The 16,882-nt window shown below is 61.4% G+C and carries 14 protein-coding genes; 10 read left to right on the top strand and 4 right to left on the bottom strand.

Features of this window, described 5'->3' with window-relative positions; translation table 11 throughout:
* Window positions 1-2 precede the first annotated feature (2 nt).
* The 3 genes from ACR3EK_RS15325 to secA form a co-directional block, all read right to left on the bottom strand.
* Entirely contained in the window at window positions 3-1,559 is a 1,557-nt protein-coding gene (locus ACR3EK_RS15325) for a phosphate ABC transporter substrate-binding/OmpA family protein (protein WP_170391352.1), read from the bottom strand.
* A gap of 24 nt (window positions 1,560-1,583) precedes the next feature.
* Window positions 1,584-2,501 (bottom strand): hypothetical protein, encoded by a 918-nt coding sequence (locus tag ACR3EK_RS15320; protein WP_480633820.1) that lies wholly within the window; start codon window positions 2,499-2,501, stop codon window positions 1,584-1,586.
* Between the two features lie 100 nt (window positions 2,502-2,601).
* Complete coding sequence (gene secA, locus ACR3EK_RS15315; RefSeq protein ID WP_480633819.1) at window positions 2,602-5,307, bottom strand: preprotein translocase subunit SecA; 2,706 nt, start codon at window positions 5,305-5,307, stop codon at window positions 2,602-2,604.
* 176 nt (window positions 5,308-5,483) lie between these two features.
* Here secA and ACR3EK_RS15310 point away from each other — a divergent pair, with 176 nt between their 5' ends.
* Genes ACR3EK_RS15310 through mutT form a run of 3 tightly spaced genes read left to right on the top strand, consistent with a single transcriptional unit; the run spans window position 5,484 to window position 8,019 of the window.
* Entirely contained in the window at window positions 5,484-6,332 is an 849-nt protein-coding gene (locus tag ACR3EK_RS15310) for a peptidylprolyl isomerase (protein WP_480633818.1), read from the top strand.
* Between the two features lie 6 nt (window positions 6,333-6,338).
* Window positions 6,339-7,565: a bifunctional glutamate N-acetyltransferase/amino-acid acetyltransferase ArgJ gene (argJ, locus tag ACR3EK_RS15305; RefSeq protein WP_480633817.1), complete on the top strand. Its 1,227-nt coding sequence runs from the start codon at window positions 6,339-6,341 to the stop codon at window positions 7,563-7,565.
* Window positions 7,566-7,620: 55 nt separating this feature from the next.
* Window positions 7,621-8,019 (top strand): 8-oxo-dGTP diphosphatase MutT, encoded by a 399-nt coding sequence (mutT, locus tag ACR3EK_RS15300; protein WP_005979926.1) that lies wholly within the window; start codon window positions 7,621-7,623, stop codon window positions 8,017-8,019.
* 150 nt (window positions 8,020-8,169) lie between these two features.
* Here mutT and ACR3EK_RS15295 read toward each other — a convergent pair whose 3' ends face one another.
* Window positions 8,170-8,988 carry a bestrophin-like domain gene (locus ACR3EK_RS15295; protein ID WP_480633816.1) on the bottom strand — a complete coding sequence of 273 codons (819 nt, stop codon included), beginning with the start codon at window positions 8,986-8,988 and terminating at the stop codon, window positions 8,170-8,172.
* 409 nt (window positions 8,989-9,397) lie between these two features.
* Between ACR3EK_RS15295 and ACR3EK_RS15290 the strand changes: the two genes are divergently transcribed.
* The 7 genes from ACR3EK_RS15290 to ACR3EK_RS15260 all read left to right on the top strand — a co-directional run bounded on the left by ACR3EK_RS15290 (window position 9,398) and on the right by ACR3EK_RS15260 (window position 16,869).
* Window positions 9,398-11,341, top strand: a complete 1,944-nt coding sequence (locus ACR3EK_RS15290) for an AMP-binding protein (protein WP_480634031.1) — start codon at window positions 9,398-9,400, stop codon at window positions 11,339-11,341.
* Between the two features lie 77 nt (window positions 11,342-11,418).
* Window positions 11,419-12,240, top strand: coding sequence for an ABC transporter ATP-binding protein (locus ACR3EK_RS15285; protein ID WP_170364002.1), 822 nt, complete (start codon window positions 11,419-11,421; stop codon window positions 12,238-12,240).
* Window positions 12,241-12,269: 29 nt separating this feature from the next.
* The gene (locus tag ACR3EK_RS15280; protein ID WP_170340766.1) at window positions 12,270-13,256 is read left to right on the top strand and encodes a branched-chain amino acid ABC transporter permease; all 987 of its coding nucleotides are present in this window, start codon (window positions 12,270-12,272) and stop codon (window positions 13,254-13,256) included.
* Between the two features lie 3 nt (window positions 13,257-13,259).
* The gene (locus tag ACR3EK_RS15275; protein WP_093963945.1) at window positions 13,260-13,517 is read left to right on the top strand and encodes a hypothetical protein; all 258 of its coding nucleotides are present in this window, start codon (window positions 13,260-13,262) and stop codon (window positions 13,515-13,517) included.
* A gap of 3 nt (window positions 13,518-13,520) precedes the next feature.
* The gene (locus ACR3EK_RS15270) at window positions 13,521-14,597 is read left to right on the top strand and encodes a branched-chain amino acid ABC transporter permease (protein ID WP_005979938.1); all 1,077 of its coding nucleotides are present in this window, start codon (window positions 13,521-13,523) and stop codon (window positions 14,595-14,597) included.
* Between the two features lie 71 nt (window positions 14,598-14,668).
* Window positions 14,669-15,952: an ABC transporter substrate-binding protein gene (locus ACR3EK_RS15265; protein WP_170361184.1), complete on the top strand. Its 1,284-nt coding sequence runs from the start codon at window positions 14,669-14,671 to the stop codon at window positions 15,950-15,952.
* Between the two features lie 83 nt (window positions 15,953-16,035).
* On the top strand, window positions 16,036-16,869 hold the full coding sequence (locus tag ACR3EK_RS15260; protein WP_170342738.1) for an ABC transporter ATP-binding protein: 834 nt from the start codon (window positions 16,036-16,038) through the stop codon (window positions 16,867-16,869).
* Window positions 16,870-16,882: the final 13 nt, after the last annotated feature.

Below are 16,882 nucleotides of genomic sequence, written 5' to 3'. Positions count from 1 at the left end.
CGCTAGCGCACCCAGACTTCGACACGACGGTTGGCCTTGCGGCCCCATTCCGTGTCGTCGCAGGCCATGGGCATGGCTTCACCAAAACCTTCAACGGCGATCTCGACGGTTTCTGGTACTGCGGTCTCGATCGCGGCCAGGATCGCGTTGCGCACGGTCTGTGCGCGCCGCAAGGCGATGCGGGCATTGGTTTCCGCGGCACCGTCTCCGTCACTGAAACCAACGAAGACCAGTTCGCGCCCGTCATACTGGCCCGATTCAAGCGCCTGCGCCATTTGCAGGATGTTCGACCGAGACTGCGCGTCTGGCCGCGACGATCCGGGCTCGAACCGGAAAGACACTGACAGGCGCGACAGCGGGCGCAGAGTTTCGATCATCCGTTGCAGTTCTTCCAGACCCACCTCGGACCCACCCGAGGTGATGGCGTTGGCCAACCGGTCACCCTGAAGCCCAAGACGTACCAGTTCGTGGGACTGGTCGACGAAACCGGCTTGCCGGATGACCATCTGAGCCTCGGGGCTTTGGACATAGGCCAGAAACTGGCGGGCGATCTTCGGGAGGCGCCGCTGCGGCAGATACAGGAACATCGGCAGGGTCAGCGGATAGTCCTCGGTCTTGATGGCGGCGCGCGTGGCGCGCAATGCGTGACCGCATCCGCCGGCCAGTGGCAGACTGCGCACGTTTTGCGGGTCAGCGTGGCTGGCGATACCAAGTGCGAACGGATCGCGCGCAACCGCTGCTGCCAGTTCCGCGCTGCGGGTGTGGCGGATCACGGCCTCATGCGCCTTCACACCGGCTGGCTGCATCACCTGGTCTTGCACGGCCTGACCAACGCCGGTTGTCACATCCGGCAGATGAACGGCGATGGGGGCATCCGGGCCACCGAGCTGTGCCCAGTTGGCGACCTCGCCATTTATGACCCGCGCCAAGTCCGAAACCGAGATCTGCTGGATCGGATTGTCCAATGAGACCACCGGCACCAGTGCCCCAAGGGCCACCACCCGCGAGCGGCGCGGTCGGGACAGGTCGCCCAGACCGTTTTCCTGCGCCGCCGCGGCCTCCTGCGGGCGGATTTCGCGCATCGCCAAAGCGATGTCTGCCTGATCGGCGGTCAGATCGGCAAAACCGCGGTCGGTGTCCGAAACGAGCAGGAAAAACCGCGCCAAAGGGGCGGTCCGATCCGGCTGCGTCAGGGCAAAGACAAGCTGCGCAGGGTCCGTGCCTTCGCTTAACACGTTCAGGTTTTCTCGTTGCGCAAAGCCTTCGATCAAGGCCGGAAGTAGGGATTCGGCCATCACCGATGCGCCAGAGAAGTTCACTTCGGCCACAAAGTCGATCAGGTTGGGGCAAGCCGGACCGTCGCAGGTGACGCCGGATCCATCCACCGTCAATTCGCCGAACTGGGTGTCCACACGGTAGAACTCACCATCAAACCCCAACAGGTTCCCGGTGATCTCGACCTTGCCGTCATGCGAGGTCAGCGTGATGTCCTGAGCGAGGGCGCCTGAAGCGCCAGCCATCAACGACAACACCGTCATCGTCGCGCGAAGATACTTCATAGAGACCTGTTGACCTGCCTGCCGTTACTTTGCGGCGATTGTCAGGTTTTGGAACAGATTATTCAACACCAGAAAGTCCTGTCCGCTGTCGCAGGCCGGGAGGGTGATCGACAACTCTCGCGACCGCAGCCCTTGATCGTCCAGCAACTCGAGCGCTTGCAGATCCAGGTCCTGCCCACAATTCCGGGGAGTCACTTCGGCCTCGACGCTCAGGGCGACGGTGCCATTTGCGTCGGCTGCGTTGCGGGGGATCGAATAGATCTCGACATTGCGCTCGCCGGCCATGCCAAAGTGGACAACCTGCCCGGTGCCGGAACCGCTGGCGTTCGACCAGACATGCCCGGCCTCGCCGTAGGATGCACCGAACTCCAACGCGTGCAGTTGCAAATCGGTGTCCCCCGTCCATTGCAGCGCAACCCGGTCATAGTCTGAAAAATCAGGAATGTGAGTGGTGGCGACAGTGCCGCGCTGGTTTTTGAACGAGATCAGGAAAATGGCATATTCCGACAGGGCGGGAATGGACAGGTCCAGACGGCCGTCCTTGTCGGTTCGGGCGCTGAACGTCATGCCGCTGTGGTGCAGCTCGACGGTTTCATCGGGGTTGCAGGGGGCCTTCAGGGTCAAACGTGCTGTCGCGTTGGGGGCCGCCATTGCGCGGGCCCGGAGATCGCAGTTGACCTGCGCCTGAGGAACGGCAGGCTCAGCCCGGGGCGGAGCCTTGGCCGAGGGTTCGGGGGCCGTGGACGCATTCGGCGACGCCGAAGTCAGAACGATACCTTCCAACCCGGCAATCACGGTGCCTTCTCCAGACGGCTGGATCATCGCTTGACGTGTTTCCTGCACGTCCGGCTGCGAGGCCGGTCCGTTCTGCATCAGGTAGCCGATGGCCAAGGCGCATGCGACCGTGCCACCTGTGGTCACGTAGTTCCGAATTACAAACAAGACACCCTCCCCAGTTGAAGGAGCGAGTCGGAGAGTGCTTAACAATCGCGGCCAATATGTGGCCGCGACGGGGACTCATTATGTCGGGAATCTGACCGGATCAGGCAAGCCGACCATGGCAGTGCTTGAACTTCTTGCCGGACCCGCAGGGGCAGGGATCGTTGCGCGACGGATTACCCCAGGTTGACGGGTCGTCCTCGACAAATCCGGGCCGCGCATCGCCTGAGGCCTGCGCCTCGGCCACCGCTTCGGCCTGTTCGGCGGCTTTCTTGATCTGGGCCTGCTGCGCCTGCATCTGCGCCAGCATCTCGCGCTGCTCTTCTTCAGTCAGCGGGCGGACGCGGGCCAGTTGCTGGGTAACCGTTTCGCGCAGGCTGTCGAGCATGTTCTCGAACAGCTGGAAGCTTTCGGTCTTGTATTCGTTCAGCGGATCGCGCTGGGCGTAGCCGCGGAAGCCCACGACCGAGCGCAGATGTTCCAGGGTCAGCAAGTGCTCGCGCCACTTGCTGTCGATGGTCTGCAGCAGCACCTGCTTTTCGATGTTGCGCATGTTCTCGGGGCCGAAGGCGGCGGCCTTCTGGGCCATCATCTCGTCGGTGGCCTTGATCAGGCGCTCGCGAACCACGTCGTCGTCGACCCCATCCTCGGCTGCCCACTCTTGCACCGGAACATCAATGTTCAGCTTTTCCTTGAGGGTCGCGTGCAGCCCGTCGGTGTCCCACTGGTCGGCGTAGGTTTTGGGCGGCATGTACTGGTCGATCAGATCGTCGATGACCTGTTCGCGCATGTCCGAAACGATTTCGGACAGATCGTCGGTCGACATGATTTCGCGTCGCTGGTTGAAGATCACCTTGCGCTGATCGTTCATCACGTCGTCGAACTTGAGAACGTTCTTGCGCATGTCGAAGTTGCGGCCTTCGACCTTGGCCTGCGCGCGTTCGAGCGATTTGTTCACCCAAGGGTGGACGATCGCTTCGCCTTCTTTCATGCCCAGGGTGGTCAGAACCTTGTCCAGCCGTTCCGAGCCGAAGATGCGCATCAGGTCGTCTTCCAGGCTGAGGAAGAACACGGTGCGGCCCGGGTCGCCCTGACGGCCCGAGCGGCCGCGCAGCTGGTTGTCGATGCGGCGGCTTTCGTGGCGTTCCGAGGCCAGAACGAACAGACCGCCGGCCTCCAGCACCTTTTGCTTTTCTTCGGCATGACGCGCCTCTTCCCGGGCGCGCAGTTCTGCCGGGTCGGCGTCGGGGTTTTCGGCCAGCGCCTGCATGACGCTCATTTCAACGTTGCCGCCCAGCTGGATGTCGGTGCCGCGGCCGGCCATGTTGGTGGCGATGGTTACCGCGCCCAGACGTCCGGCCTCGGCCACGATCTGGGCCTCCTGCTCGTGCTGGCGGGCGTTCAGGACGTTGTGCTTGATGCCTTCCTTGGTCAGCATCTCGCTGAGCATCTCGGACTTCTCGATCGAGGTGGTGCCCACCAGAACCGGCTGGCCCTTGGCGTTGGCCTTCTTGATCTCTTCGATCATGGCCGCGTATTTCTCGGCCGCGGTGCGATAGACCTGATCATCCTCGTCGACACGGGCGATCGGCTTGTTGGTCGGCACTTCAACCACGCCCAGGCCATAGATTTCGGCGAATTCCTCGGCCTCGGTCAGGGCGGTACCGGTCATGCCGGCCAGCTTGTCATAGAGGCGGAAATAGTTCTGGAAAGTCACGCTGGCCAAAGTCACGTTTTCGGGCTGGATGGGGGCGCCTTCCTTTGCTTCGATCGCCTGATGCAGGCCTTCGGACAGACGGCGGCCCGGCATCATGCGCCCGGTGAATTCGTCGATCAGAACCACGTTGCCGTCGCGCACGATGTAGTCCTTGTCCCGCTGGAACAGTTTGTGCGCGCGCAGGCCCTGGTTGACGTGGTGCACCACCGTGGTGCTTTCAGGGTCGTACAGCGACTGGCCCTCGGGCAGCAGGCCACTGGCGTGCAGCTGCTCTTCAAGGAACTCGTTGCCTTCATCGGTGAAGGTCACGCTGCGGGACTTCTCGTCGATCGTATAGTGATCGTCCTGCAGGGACGGAATCAGGCCGTCGATGGCCGTGTAAAGATCGGACCGGTCCTGAGATGGACCCGAGATGATCAGCGGGGTCCGTGCCTCGTCGATCAGAATCGAGTCGACCTCGTCCACGATCGCGAAATTGTGGTGCTTCTGGTAGACCTCGTTCAGATCCGCCTTCATGTTGTCGCGCAGATAGTCGAAGCCCAGCTCATTGTTGGTGGCGTAGGTGATGTCACAGGCATAGGCCGCTTTTTTCTCGGCATCGGGCTGGCCCGACCAGATCACGCCGGTGGTCATACCCAACGCGCCGAACACGTTGCTCATCCATTCGGCGTCACGCTTTGCCAGATATTCGTTGACTGTGACGACATGCACGCCCTTTCCGGTCAGTGCGTTCAGATAGGCGGGGAAGGTGGCGACCAGGGTCTTGCCTTCGCCGGTCTTCATCTCGGCAATGTTGCCCTGATGCAGGAAGATGCCGCCCATGAGCTGCACGTCAAAGGCCCGCAAACCCAGCGCGCGCTTGGCGCCTTCGCGCACGTTGGCGAATGCCTCGGGCAGCAGGTCGTTCAGGCTCTCACCCTCGTTGGCCCGCTTGCGCAGCTCTTCGGTCTTGGCTTTCAGATCGTCATCCGAGAGTTTTTCGAACTCCGGCTCCAGCGCGTTGATCTTTTCGACCAGCGGGCGGGTTGCCTTGATCTTGCGGTCGTTCGGTGTTCCGAACACCTTTTTGGCAAGCGTACCGAGTCCCAGCATGTTCACTCCAGCGGATCTTTTCTTGTCTTGGTTGCGACAGGCTTGCCCACCTTGCGCGCAACCCATAGATAGCTGGGAGGAAAAGATGGTCCTGTCAAAGGCTGCAAGCGATGTAAGCGGCAGGTTCCAGAGTGTCAACGCCACGCCCTGTCGCGGCCAGAATATAGGATGAATTCATGCCCAAAGGTCTCACTTTTCTGCCATCGCTGGCTCTTGCGGCCATGATGGCCCTGCCTGTCGCCGCTGAAACCGAACACTCTGCCGATACGGTTGTGGCGCGCGTCAACGGCGACGAGATCACTTTGGGTCACGTGATTGCCACTGCGGCTGGCCTGCCGCCGCAATATCAGCAGTTGGAAGACGAGGTCCTGTACCAGTTCATCGTCGAGCAGCTGATCCAGCAACAATTGCTCAGCCAGGAGCAGGAAGACTTGACCCGCCTGAACGCGCTGATGCTGACCAACGAAGAGCGCTCGCTGAAGGCGGTGCAGACGGTGAACCAGATCACCGATGCCGAGGTGACCGACGACGCGATCCAGGCCGCCTATGACGCGCAGTTCGCGGACTTCCAGGGCGAGGACGAGTTCAACGCCAGCCACATCCTTGTCGCGACCGAGGAGGAGGCCAAAGAGATCAAGGCGCAACTGGATGACGGCGCCGATTTTGCCGAGCTGGCCAAAGAGAAATCAACCGGCCCGTCCGGTCCCAATGGCGGTGCGCTGGGCTGGTTTGGCAAGGGCCAGATGGTGCCCGAATTCGAACAGGCCGTGATCGGGCTGGAAAAAGGTCAGGTCTCGGACCCGGTACAGACCCAGTTCGGGTGGCATGTCGTGATCCTGAACGACAAACGCAAATCCGAAGCGCCCGAGTTCGCGGCGGTGCGGGATGAACTGGCCCAGTCCGTTCGTCAGGAGGCCATTCAGGCCAAGATCGACGAACTGACCCAAGCCGGCAACGTCGAGCGCCCCGAGGTCGAGGGCCTGACCCCGGATGTGGTCCGCAAGCTGGACCTGGTTCAGGAGTAAACCCCAGTGGCCCAGATCACCAAGGTGTCTCCGCTGGCCCCCGCGGCCTTTCCTGATCTGCCGGTCATCGGCGGTGTGCGGTTCGCCACAGTCGCCGCCGGGGTGCGGTATCAGGGCCGCACCGACGTGATGCTGGCGGTGCTCGATCCGGGCACCGCGGTGGCGGGGGTGTTCACCCGCTCGGCCACCCGTGCGGCGCCGGTGCTGGATTGCCAGGACAAGATCGGCGGGCCCAGCGACGGGCCGGCGGCGATCCTGGTGAACTCGGGCAATGCCAACGCCTTTACCGGGCAGTACGGGCAGGCCTCAGTCGAGCAGATTACCGCTGCCGTGTCGCAGGTCACCGGCGTGGCGCAGAACCGCGTGTTCACCTCGTCCACCGGGGTGATCGGCGAGCCGCTGCCGCATGACCGGATCGTGGCCCGGCTGGACGAACTGACCGCCGGCCTGCGCGCCGACGCGTTGGAAGAGGCGGCGCGGGCGATCATGACCACCGACACCTTCCCCAAAGGCGCCAGTGCGCAGGTTGAGATTGACGGCAAAACAGTCTCTATTGCGGGGATTGCCAAAGGGTCGGGCATGATCGCACCCGACATGGCGACGATGCTGGTCTATATCTTCACCGATGCGAAGGTTGACCAATCAGCGCTGCAACGGATGCTGTCCGAGCAGACCGACCGGACCTTCAACTGCATCACCGTGGACAGCGACACCTCGACCTCGGACAGCCTGCTGCTGTGCGCGACCGGCGCGTCGGGCGCGGATGCCACCGGCAATGCCGATTTCGCGCGGGCGCTGGAATCGGTGATGCTGGATCTGGCGCATCAGGTGGTGAAGGACGGCGAAGGCGCCACCAAATTCGTCGAGATCCGCGTGACCGGCACCGCCTCGGATGCGGATGCCAAGGTCCACGGCATAGCCATCGCCAATTCACCGCTGGTCAAGACCGCCATCGCGGGCGAGGATCCGAACTGGGGCCGGGTCGTCATGGCTATCGGCAAATCCGGCGCGGCGGCCGATCGCGACACGCTCAGCATTTCCTTCGGCGATATCCTCGTGGCCGAAAAAGGCTGGGTCAGCCCGACCTATCGCGAGGAAGACGCCGCCGCCTACATGAAGGGCCAGGAACTGGTGATCGCGGTCGATCTGGGGCTGGGCGAGGGCAAGGCCACTGTCTGGACCTGCGATCTGACCCACCGATACATCGAGATCAACGCGGATTACCGGTCGTGACATCAGAGCTATTCGAGCAGAAGTGGAGCCCGATTTTGCGTCCGGGATTGCGACCATGAAAACGGTTCTCGTCTCTGCCGTCGCCTTGATCGACGTGGATGGGCGGGTGCTGCTGGCGCAGCGCCCGGAGGGCAAGGCCATGGCTGGCTTGTGGGAATTTCCCGGCGGCAAGATCGAGCCGGGCGAAACCCCCGAGGCCGCCCTGATCCGCGAATTGCACGAGGAACTTGGCATCGACACCTGGGCCTCGTGCCTGGCGCCGCTGACCTTTGCCAGCCACAGCTATGACGATTTCCATCTGCTGATGCCGCTGTTTGCCTGTCGCAAATGGCAGGGCATTCCGCAGTCGAAAGAAGGTCAGGCGCTGAAATGGGTGCGCGCGAACGATCTGCGCAACTATCCGATGCCGGCGGCAGATGTTCCACTGATCCCGATTTTGCGGGATTGGTTGTAGGGCGCAAAGCCAAGGACGTTCGAGTTGATAGGTCTGGATGTCTTGTATGCGGGACGAACTCGACATTCGCGGCAAGCGGCTTGAGCCGCCCAAAAACAACAAACGAAACCGCCCTACGCGGTTATCTAAGCTGTGTGTTCAGGCTAACCCTCAAAATGATCTTTCGATCACCTTTTCAAGTGAAACTGGTGTGACTTTAACAATCCGCTCGAATGGATTCCCCATAACGACGATTCCAAAAAGCACTGCTCCGTTCAATGCCGCAAACATCGCCATCACCGCCGCAGAAGCACTACTCAAGGGGTATGCTAGCAAACAAATCGCAGTAAAAACAAAACCGACTGAAGCGATCGTCCAGAATAGCCGGGTTGGGCCAGACAGGACATTCAAACTGAGAGTGGCACGGGTCTCTTGCACAACCAGATGACTGGTAAGAAGGTCTTCTGCAATCGGTTCGTTTGCGTTTGACCGCAGATGTATCAAGCCAGTACCGATCTCACGCATTAGCGCGTCTGCTGCCAACGAAAGCTCGCCTTTCCTGAGAAGGGGCCATTCCTCATTGACTAAGACGTTTGCCAGTTCCGCCACTTTGGCTCTTATGATCGCAGCTTCCGGGTCGCTCGACCAACCCAAGCCTTTATAAATTCGCTCTATTTCTATGGCCTGCTGGTTGGCAACAGATCTCAATTCGGTGAAGTCGTCTCGAGTTACGCTAAAGCCAAGTGTCAGCAACAGCGAGTGTATCACTGATATTCTGAATGCGCCCCAATCAAGAATCTTGATGTGTTCGTCGGCAATTCGGTTGTGTATCACGGCGTACATCAGGCGGTACAGCAAAGTTGTGACGAGGGTGAAGCATGCGACACACAGCAAGAATACGGGTATCAGATCATTAGAAAAGGCCAAGGTCCGTACCTTTCGATCACTTTTTCGCCGCTCAACACCCACTTTTGAATGAGCATCCAGCAACTTTATATTGGAAACGTACGATCGCAAACACTGCTACTTTGGGTCGCCGAGGACAAACGTCAGCTTCGAGCTCGAAGCTGCCATTTATCACGCTCTGCATATACGACCGTTATCATATTCTCTTTAGCGTTTCGGCGTAGAAGCAGAATGCAAACCCACGCCGCTCTTTTTTGAAGCGTGATGTTCCGATTTGTACAAGACGTACAAATCGGAACATCACCCCGGCATCCCTGTTACAATTCGTAAGAATTGAGAAAACATCACGAAAAAGTTGACGCTGATCGTCCTCCTTGTCCTTAATCGGGGCAGCGGCGCGCGGGTCTGACCCGGTAACGCCGTTCCGGCCCAAACCGGGGCCGGATGGGGAGGAGAGATAGAATTGGCTCAGACGCAGTCGGGCGCCGAGGGGATGCACTCCCTTCCGGCGCTGCTACACCGCAATACGACGCAGTTCGGGGATGCCCCGGCCTACCGCGAAAAGGAATTCGGGATCTGGCAGTGCTGGACCTGGGCGGAAACGGCCGCCGAGATCCGCGCGCTGGCGCTGGGGTTCCTGGAGCTTGGCGTTGAAAAGGGCGACCATATCGCCGTGATCGGGCGCAACCGCCCGGCGCATTACTGGTCGATGGTCGCGGCCCAGATGGTGGGCGCGGTGCCGGTGCCGCTGTATCAGGACTCGGTCGCAGAAGAGATGGCCTATGTGCTGGAACACTGCGGCGCGAAATACGTGGTCTGCGGCGACCAGGAGCAGGTCGACAAGGTCATCGAGATCCAGCAGGACCTGCACCAGGTCAAGCACATTCTGTACACCGACAAGCGCGGCATGCGGAAATACGACCACAGCCAGATGAACGCGCTGAGCGACATCATGGCCGAGGGGCGCGCCGGGCATCACCGGTTCGATGCCGAACTGGACCGCCGCATCGCCGAGATCACCTATGACGACACCTGCGTGATGCTCTACACCTCGGGCACCACGGGCAAGCCCAAGGGCGTGGTTCTGTCGAACCGCAACGTGATCGAGAGCGCAAAGAACTCGGCCGAGTTCGACCACCTGACCCGGAACGAGGATATCCTGTCCTATCTGCCGATGGCCTGGGTGGGCGATTTCATCTTTTCGGTCGGTCAGGCCTATTGGTGCGGATTCTGCGTGAACTGCCCCGAAAGCGCCGACACGATGATGACCGACCTGCGCGAGATCGGCCCGACCTACTTCTTCGCGCCGCCGCGCGTGTTCGAGACCCAGCTGACCAACGTGATGATCCGCATGGAGGATGCCAGCCCGATGAAGCAGCGGATGTTCCGCTATTTCATGGATCACGCCAAAAAGGTCGGCGGGCGCATCCTGGACGGCCACCCGGTCGGACTAATGGATCGCCTGAAATACGCGATCGGAAATGTGCTGGTTTACGGACCGCTCAAAGACACGCTGGGCTATGGCCGTTTCCGTGTCGGATACACCGCGGGCGAGGCGATCGGGCCCGAAATTTTCGATTTCTACCGTTCGCTGGGGATCAACCTGAAGCAGCTTTATGGTCAGACCGAGGCGACGGTGTTCATCACCGTCCAGCCCGACGGCGAGGTGCGCGCCGACACGGTGGGCGTGCCCGCCCCCGACGTCGAGCTGAAGATCGCTGAGAATGGCGAGATCTTCTATCGCTCGCCCGGCGTGTTCGTTGAATACTTCAAGAACCCCGAATCCACCGCCTCGACCAAAGACCCCGAGGGCTGGGTGGCCACGGGCGACGCGGGATTCATCGAGGAAAGCAGCGGCCATCTGCGGATCATCGACCGCGCCAAGGACGTGGGCAAGATGGCCGACGGTTCGATGTTCGCGCCGAAATATGTCGAGAACAAGCTGAAGTTTTATCCCGACATCCTGGAGGCGGTGCTGTTCGGCAATGGACGCGACCGCTGCGTGGCCTTCATCAACATCGACCTGACGGCGGTGGGCAACTGGGCTGAGCGCAACAACATCGCCTATGCTTCGTACCAGGAACTCGCGGGCCATCCGCGGGTGCTGGAGACGATCCGCAGCCATGTGGAAGAGGTCAACAAATCGGTTGCCGCCGACGAGATGCTTTCGGGCTGCCAAGTGCACCGGTTCGTGGTGCTGCACAAGGAGCTGGACCCCGACGATGGCGAGATCACCCGCACCCGAAAGGTGCGCCGCAAGTTCGTCGAGGACAAATACGCCGACATCATCGCCGCGCTCTATGACGGGTCCGAGACGGTCTCGACCACGACCGAGGTGACCTATGAGGACGGACGCAAGGGGTCGATCAGCGCCACGCTGCAGATCGTCGACGTGCCGGTCGTGCCGGTGTCGCATCAGAAGGTGGCCGCGGAATGAGGCCGGTCGTGCGCCGCTCGGCCTGCGGCCATCGCCCCGCCCGCCGTCCCGTTCACCCGCAGTTTGAGGAGTAGACGATGCTGGATGCATCCGACGACGGATATGTCACCGAGGATGGCCGCAAGATCGGCGGCGTGGTGATGGAGATGAAGAACATCACCCTGCGGTTCGGCGGCGTGGTGGCGATCAAGGACATCTCGTTCGACATCCGCCAGGGCGAGATCCGCGCGATCATCGGGCCCAACGGCGCGGGCAAGTCCTCGATGCTGAATGTGATTTCCGGCTTCTACATTCCGCAGGAGGGCGAGGTCTGGTTCCACGGGGCGAAACGCCCGCAGATGAAACCCTATGAGGTGGCCCGACAGGGCATCGCGCGGACCTTTCAGAACATCGCCCTGTTCGAAGGCATGAGCGTTCTGGACAACGTGATGACCGGCCGCCTGAACTTCATGAGGACAAACATTCTGCAGCAGGCGATCTGGCGCGGCAAGGCCGAGGCGGAAGAGGTGGAAAACCGCGAGGCGGTCGAGAAGATCATCGACTTTCTGGAAATCCAGCACATCCGCAAGACGCCGGTGGCGCGGCTGCCCTATGGCCTGAAGAAACGCGTCGAACTGGCCCGCGCGCTGGCCGCCGAACCCAAGCTGCTGCTGCTGGACGAGCCGATGGCCGGCATGAACGTCGAAGAAAAAGAGGACATGAGCCGCTTTATCCTGGATGTGAACGACGAATTCGGCACGACCATCGCCCTGATCGAGCATGACATGGGCGTGGTGATGGACCTGAGCGACCGCGTGGTCGTGATGGATTACGGCAAGAAGATCGGGGACGGCACGCCCGACGAGGTGCGCAACAACCAGGAAGTCATCGACGCCTATCTGGGGGTCAGCCATGACTGAGCACCGCACAGAATTGAGGGGAGGCGCAGATGCCTGATCAGTTGATTTTCGCGATGGAGGTCTTTCTGAACGGCCTCATGGCCGGGGTGCTGTATGCGTTGGTCGCGCTGGGCTTTGTGCTGATCTACAAGGCGTCGGGGATCTTCAATTATGCTCAGGGGGTTATGGCCCTGTTTGCGGCGATGACCCTGGTGGGGATCATGAACGGGCAAGTTCCGTTCTCGCATCTGATCAACGCGATCTTCGGCACGCATATTCATTACTTCGGCTGGAACGTGCCGGCGCTGCTGGCCATTCTGCTGACGATGGGCGTTATGGTCCTGCTGGCCTGGGCGGTGCAGCGCTTTGTCATGCGCCACCTTGTGGGGCAGGAGCCGATCATCCTGTTCATGGCCACGATCGGCCTGGCCTATTTCCTGGAAGGCGTGGCTGACCTGATGTGGGGATCCGAGATCAAGACACTGGACGTGGGTCTGCCGCAGGGCATCAACCTGTGGATCGACGAGACCACCTACAACATCTTCGGCTACGGCTTCTTCATCGACAACCTGGACATCGTGGCGACGGTCATCGCGGCGCTTCTTGTGGCGGCATTGGTCGCGTTCAGCCAGTACACCAAGCAGGGCCGCGCCATGCGGGCCGTGGCCGACGACCACCAGGCCGCGCTGTCGGTGGGGATCTCGCTGAACTTCATCTGGATCATGGTCTGGTCGGTGGCCGGGTTCGTGGCGCTGGTCGCGGGCATCATGTGGGGCACCAAGTCGGGCGTGCAGTTCTCGCTGTCGCTGATCGCGCTCAAGGCGTTGCCGGTTCTGATGCTGGGCGGGTTCACCTCGATCCCCGGCGCCATCGTCGGCGGGCTGATCATCGGTGTGGGCGAAAAGCTGTTCGAGTTCGCTGTGGGTCCGCTGGTGGGCGGCGCGACCGAGAACTGGTTTGCCTATGTGCTGGCGCTGATCTTCCTTGTGTTCCGGCCGCAGGGCCTGTTCGGCGAGAAGATCATCGAGAGGGTGTAGGCCATGACCAAGCTGATCGCCATCATCAACGTGATTGCGTGGGCGGGGTTCTGGGCCTTTGGGTACATCGCCCTGACCTCGAACGATCTGACCGCCAATCAGCTGACCGTGGCCGCGCTTTTGGCCTTTGCCGGGCTGGTGATGGGCGTTCTGGCCTACATGAAACTGGTGCGCGCCTCGGAGGCGAGCGGATATGCCAAACGGTCCAGCCAACTGGACGCCGAAGCCCGCAACCGGGCGCAGGAACAATGGGGAAAGTAAGACATGTTCTATCGTGAGGCCGGAGACTTCAAGACCTCCTACAGGGACGACAACCAGACTTTCCCGATCAAGTTCGACCGGTATCGGTACTATGTGGTGCTGGCGGTGGCGTTCGGGATCATCCCGTTCATCATCAACGACTATTGGGCCAACGCGCTGCTACTGCCCTTCCTGATCTATGCGATCGCGGCGATCGGGCTGAACATCCTGGTGGGGTATTGCGGGCAGGTTTCGCTGGGTACCGGGGGATTCATGGCCGTGGGCGCCTATGCCTGCTACAAGCTGATGACCGCCTTTCCCGACGTGTCGATGTTCATCCATGTGATCCTTGCCGGCGGCATCACCGCCATCGTGGGCGTGCTGTTCGGCCTGCCCAGCCTGCGGATCAAGGGGTTCTACCTGGCGGTGGCGACGCTGGCGGCGCAGTTCTTCCTGGTGTGGCTGTTCAACCGGGTGCCGTGGTTCTACAACTATTCGGCCTCGGGGCAGATCAACGCGCCCGAGCGTGACGTGTTCGGCATCATCATCACCGGCCCCAACGCGCCGGCCTGGGCGACCTATCTGTTCTGCCTGATCTTCCTGACCGCCTGCGCGATCATCGCCCGCAACCTGACCCGCGGCACCACCGGGCGCACCTGGATGGCGATCCGCGACATGGACATCGCCGCCGAAATCATCGGTGTGAACCCGCTGCGCGCCAAGCTCAGCGCCTTTGCCGTCAGCTCGTTCTTCGTGGGCGTGTCGGGCGCGCTCTTCTTCGCCATCTACCTGGGCGCGGTCGAGGTGGGCGAGGCCTTCGGCATCCAGAAATCCTTCCTGGTGCTGTTCATGGTCATCATCGGCGGGCTGGGCTCGATCTTCGGATCCTTTGCCGGCGCGGCCTTCCTGGTCCTGCTGCCGGTGGTGCTCAAGGTCGTGGGCGCGGACATGCTGGGCTGGCCTACCGACATCGTCGCGCATCTGCAGCTGGTGATCGTGGGCGGGCTGATCATCCTGTTCCTGATCCTCGAACCGCACGGTCTGGCGCAGCTGTGGCGCGTCGCCAAGGAGAAACTGAGACTCTGGCCTTTCCCGCACTAGGGACCGGCCCAATCAAGAAAGGGGCGCAAAGCCCGAACCAACATCGGACAAACCAAGGGAGGAGACACCCGATGAACAAGAAACTGGCAACAATGGCGCTGGGTGCGCTGATGGCCGCAGGTCCGGCAATGGCCGACCTCGTGTTCCCGTCGCTCAGCTACCGCACCGGGCCTTACGCCGCGGGCGGCATCCCCTTCGCGGATGGCTACGCGGACTATTTCACTCTGCTCAACGAGCGGGACGGCGGCATCGGTGGTGTTCCGGCCAAAGTCATCGAGTGCGAAACCGGCTACAACACCGAGAAGGGTGTGGAATGCTATGAATCGACCAAAGGCGAAGGTGCGCTTGTGTATCAGCCGCTGTCGACCGGCATCACCTATCAGCTGATCCCGAAAACCACCGCTGACGACATCCCGATGCACACCATGGGATATGGCCGCACCTCGGCCAAGAACGGCAAGGTGTTCAGCCACACGTTCAACTACCCGGCCAACTACTGGGACGGTGCCTCGGGTGCGATCAACTATCTGCTCGAGGAAAACGGCGGTGATCTGAGCGGCAAGAAGATCGCGCTGGTCTATCACAACTCGGCCTATGGCAAGGAGCCGATCCGCACGCTGGAAGAGCTGTCCAAGAAGCATGGCTTCGAGCTGGTGGCCCTGCCGGTTGATCACCCTGGCCAGGAGCAGAAATCGCAGTGGCTGCAGATCCGCCGCGATCGTCCCGATTATGTCCTGATGTGGGGCTGGGGCGTGATGAACCAGGTGGCCATCCAGGAAGCCGCGAACATCCGGTTCCCGATGGAGAACTTCATCGGTATCTGGTGGTCGGGCGCTGAACATGACGTGATGCCCGCCGGTGCGGCCGCGAATGGCTACAAGGCGCTGACCTTCCACAACGTCGGCTCGGACTATCCGCTGTATGACGACCTGCAGAAATACGTCATCGACGCGGGCAAGGCCGCCGGCGCCGGCGATCAGGTCGGTACGGTCCTGTACAACCGTGGTCTCTATGCTGCGATGCTGGCCGCCGAAGCCGCCAAGAAGGCACAGGAAATCTCGGGCAAGGCTGACATCACCTCGGGCGACATGCGCGACGGTATGGAAGCACTTGAGATGACCGAAGCGAAGATGGCCGAACTGGGCCTGCCGAACTTTGGTCCGACCTTCTCGGTCAGCTGTGAAAACCACGGCGGGGATGCCCTTGTGGGCGTGACCCAGTGGGATGCAGACAGCAAGACCTGGACTCTGATTTCGGAGTTCAAGGCTACCGATACGGACGTGATCGGCCCGCTGATCGAGGAAGACTCGAGCGCATACGCGGCTGAGAACAACATCGAACCGGGCTGCAACTAAGCGGCACGAACACCGGGGCGGCGGCTGACCGCCGTCCCGAACCGGACAAGCCCCGAACGGGGCAGGCATGAGGACACGCGCTGATGCTGGATGCGGCACAAACCACTGACGTGCAGGCGGAAACCCTGCTTGAGGTCAACAATATCGAGGTGATCTACAACCATGTGATCCTCGTGCTGAAAGGCGTCAGCCTGACCGTGCCCAAGGGCGGGATCACCGCGCTGCTGGGCGGCAACGGGGCCGGCAAGACGACGACGCTCAAGGCGGTGTCGAACCTGCTGCATTCCGAACGCGGCGAGGTCACCAAGGGCTCGATCAAGTATCGCGGCCAGAACGTGCACGAGAGCGATCCGGCCGATCTGGTGCAGAAGGGCGTCATCCAGGTGATGGAAGGCCGCCACTGTTTCGAACATCTGACCGTCGAGGAAAACCTGCTGACCGGGGCCTATACCCGCAAGGACGGCAAGGCCGCCATCCAGCAGGACCTCGAACTGGTCTACAACTACTTCCCCCGCTTGAAAGAGCGGCGTCGGTCACAGGCAGGCTATACCTCGGGCGGGGAACAGCAGATGGTCGCCATGGGCCGCGCGCTGATGAGCCGCCCCGAGACGATCCTGCTGGATGAGCCCTCGATGGGCCTTGCGCCGCAGCTGGTCGAGGAGATCTTCACCATCGTGAAGGACCTGAACGAACAGGAAGGCGTGTCCTTCCTGCTGGCCGAGCAGAACACCAACGTGGCGCTGCGCTTTGCCCATTACGGATATATCCTGGAATCGGGGCGCGTGGTGATGGACGGCCCTGCCGCCGAACTACGCGAGAACCCGGACGTCAAGGAATTCTACCTCGGCATGTCCGACGAAGGCCGCAAGAGCTTCCGCGACGTGCGGTCCTATCGTCGCCGCAAGAGGTGGCTGTGAGCGGATGGAGGAT

It is taken from the genome of Ruegeria sp. BC8 (assembly GCF_056535705.1).
The sequence above is the reverse complement of the archived record's forward strand: the minus strand, read 5'-3'. Positions and strand labels throughout refer to the sequence as shown.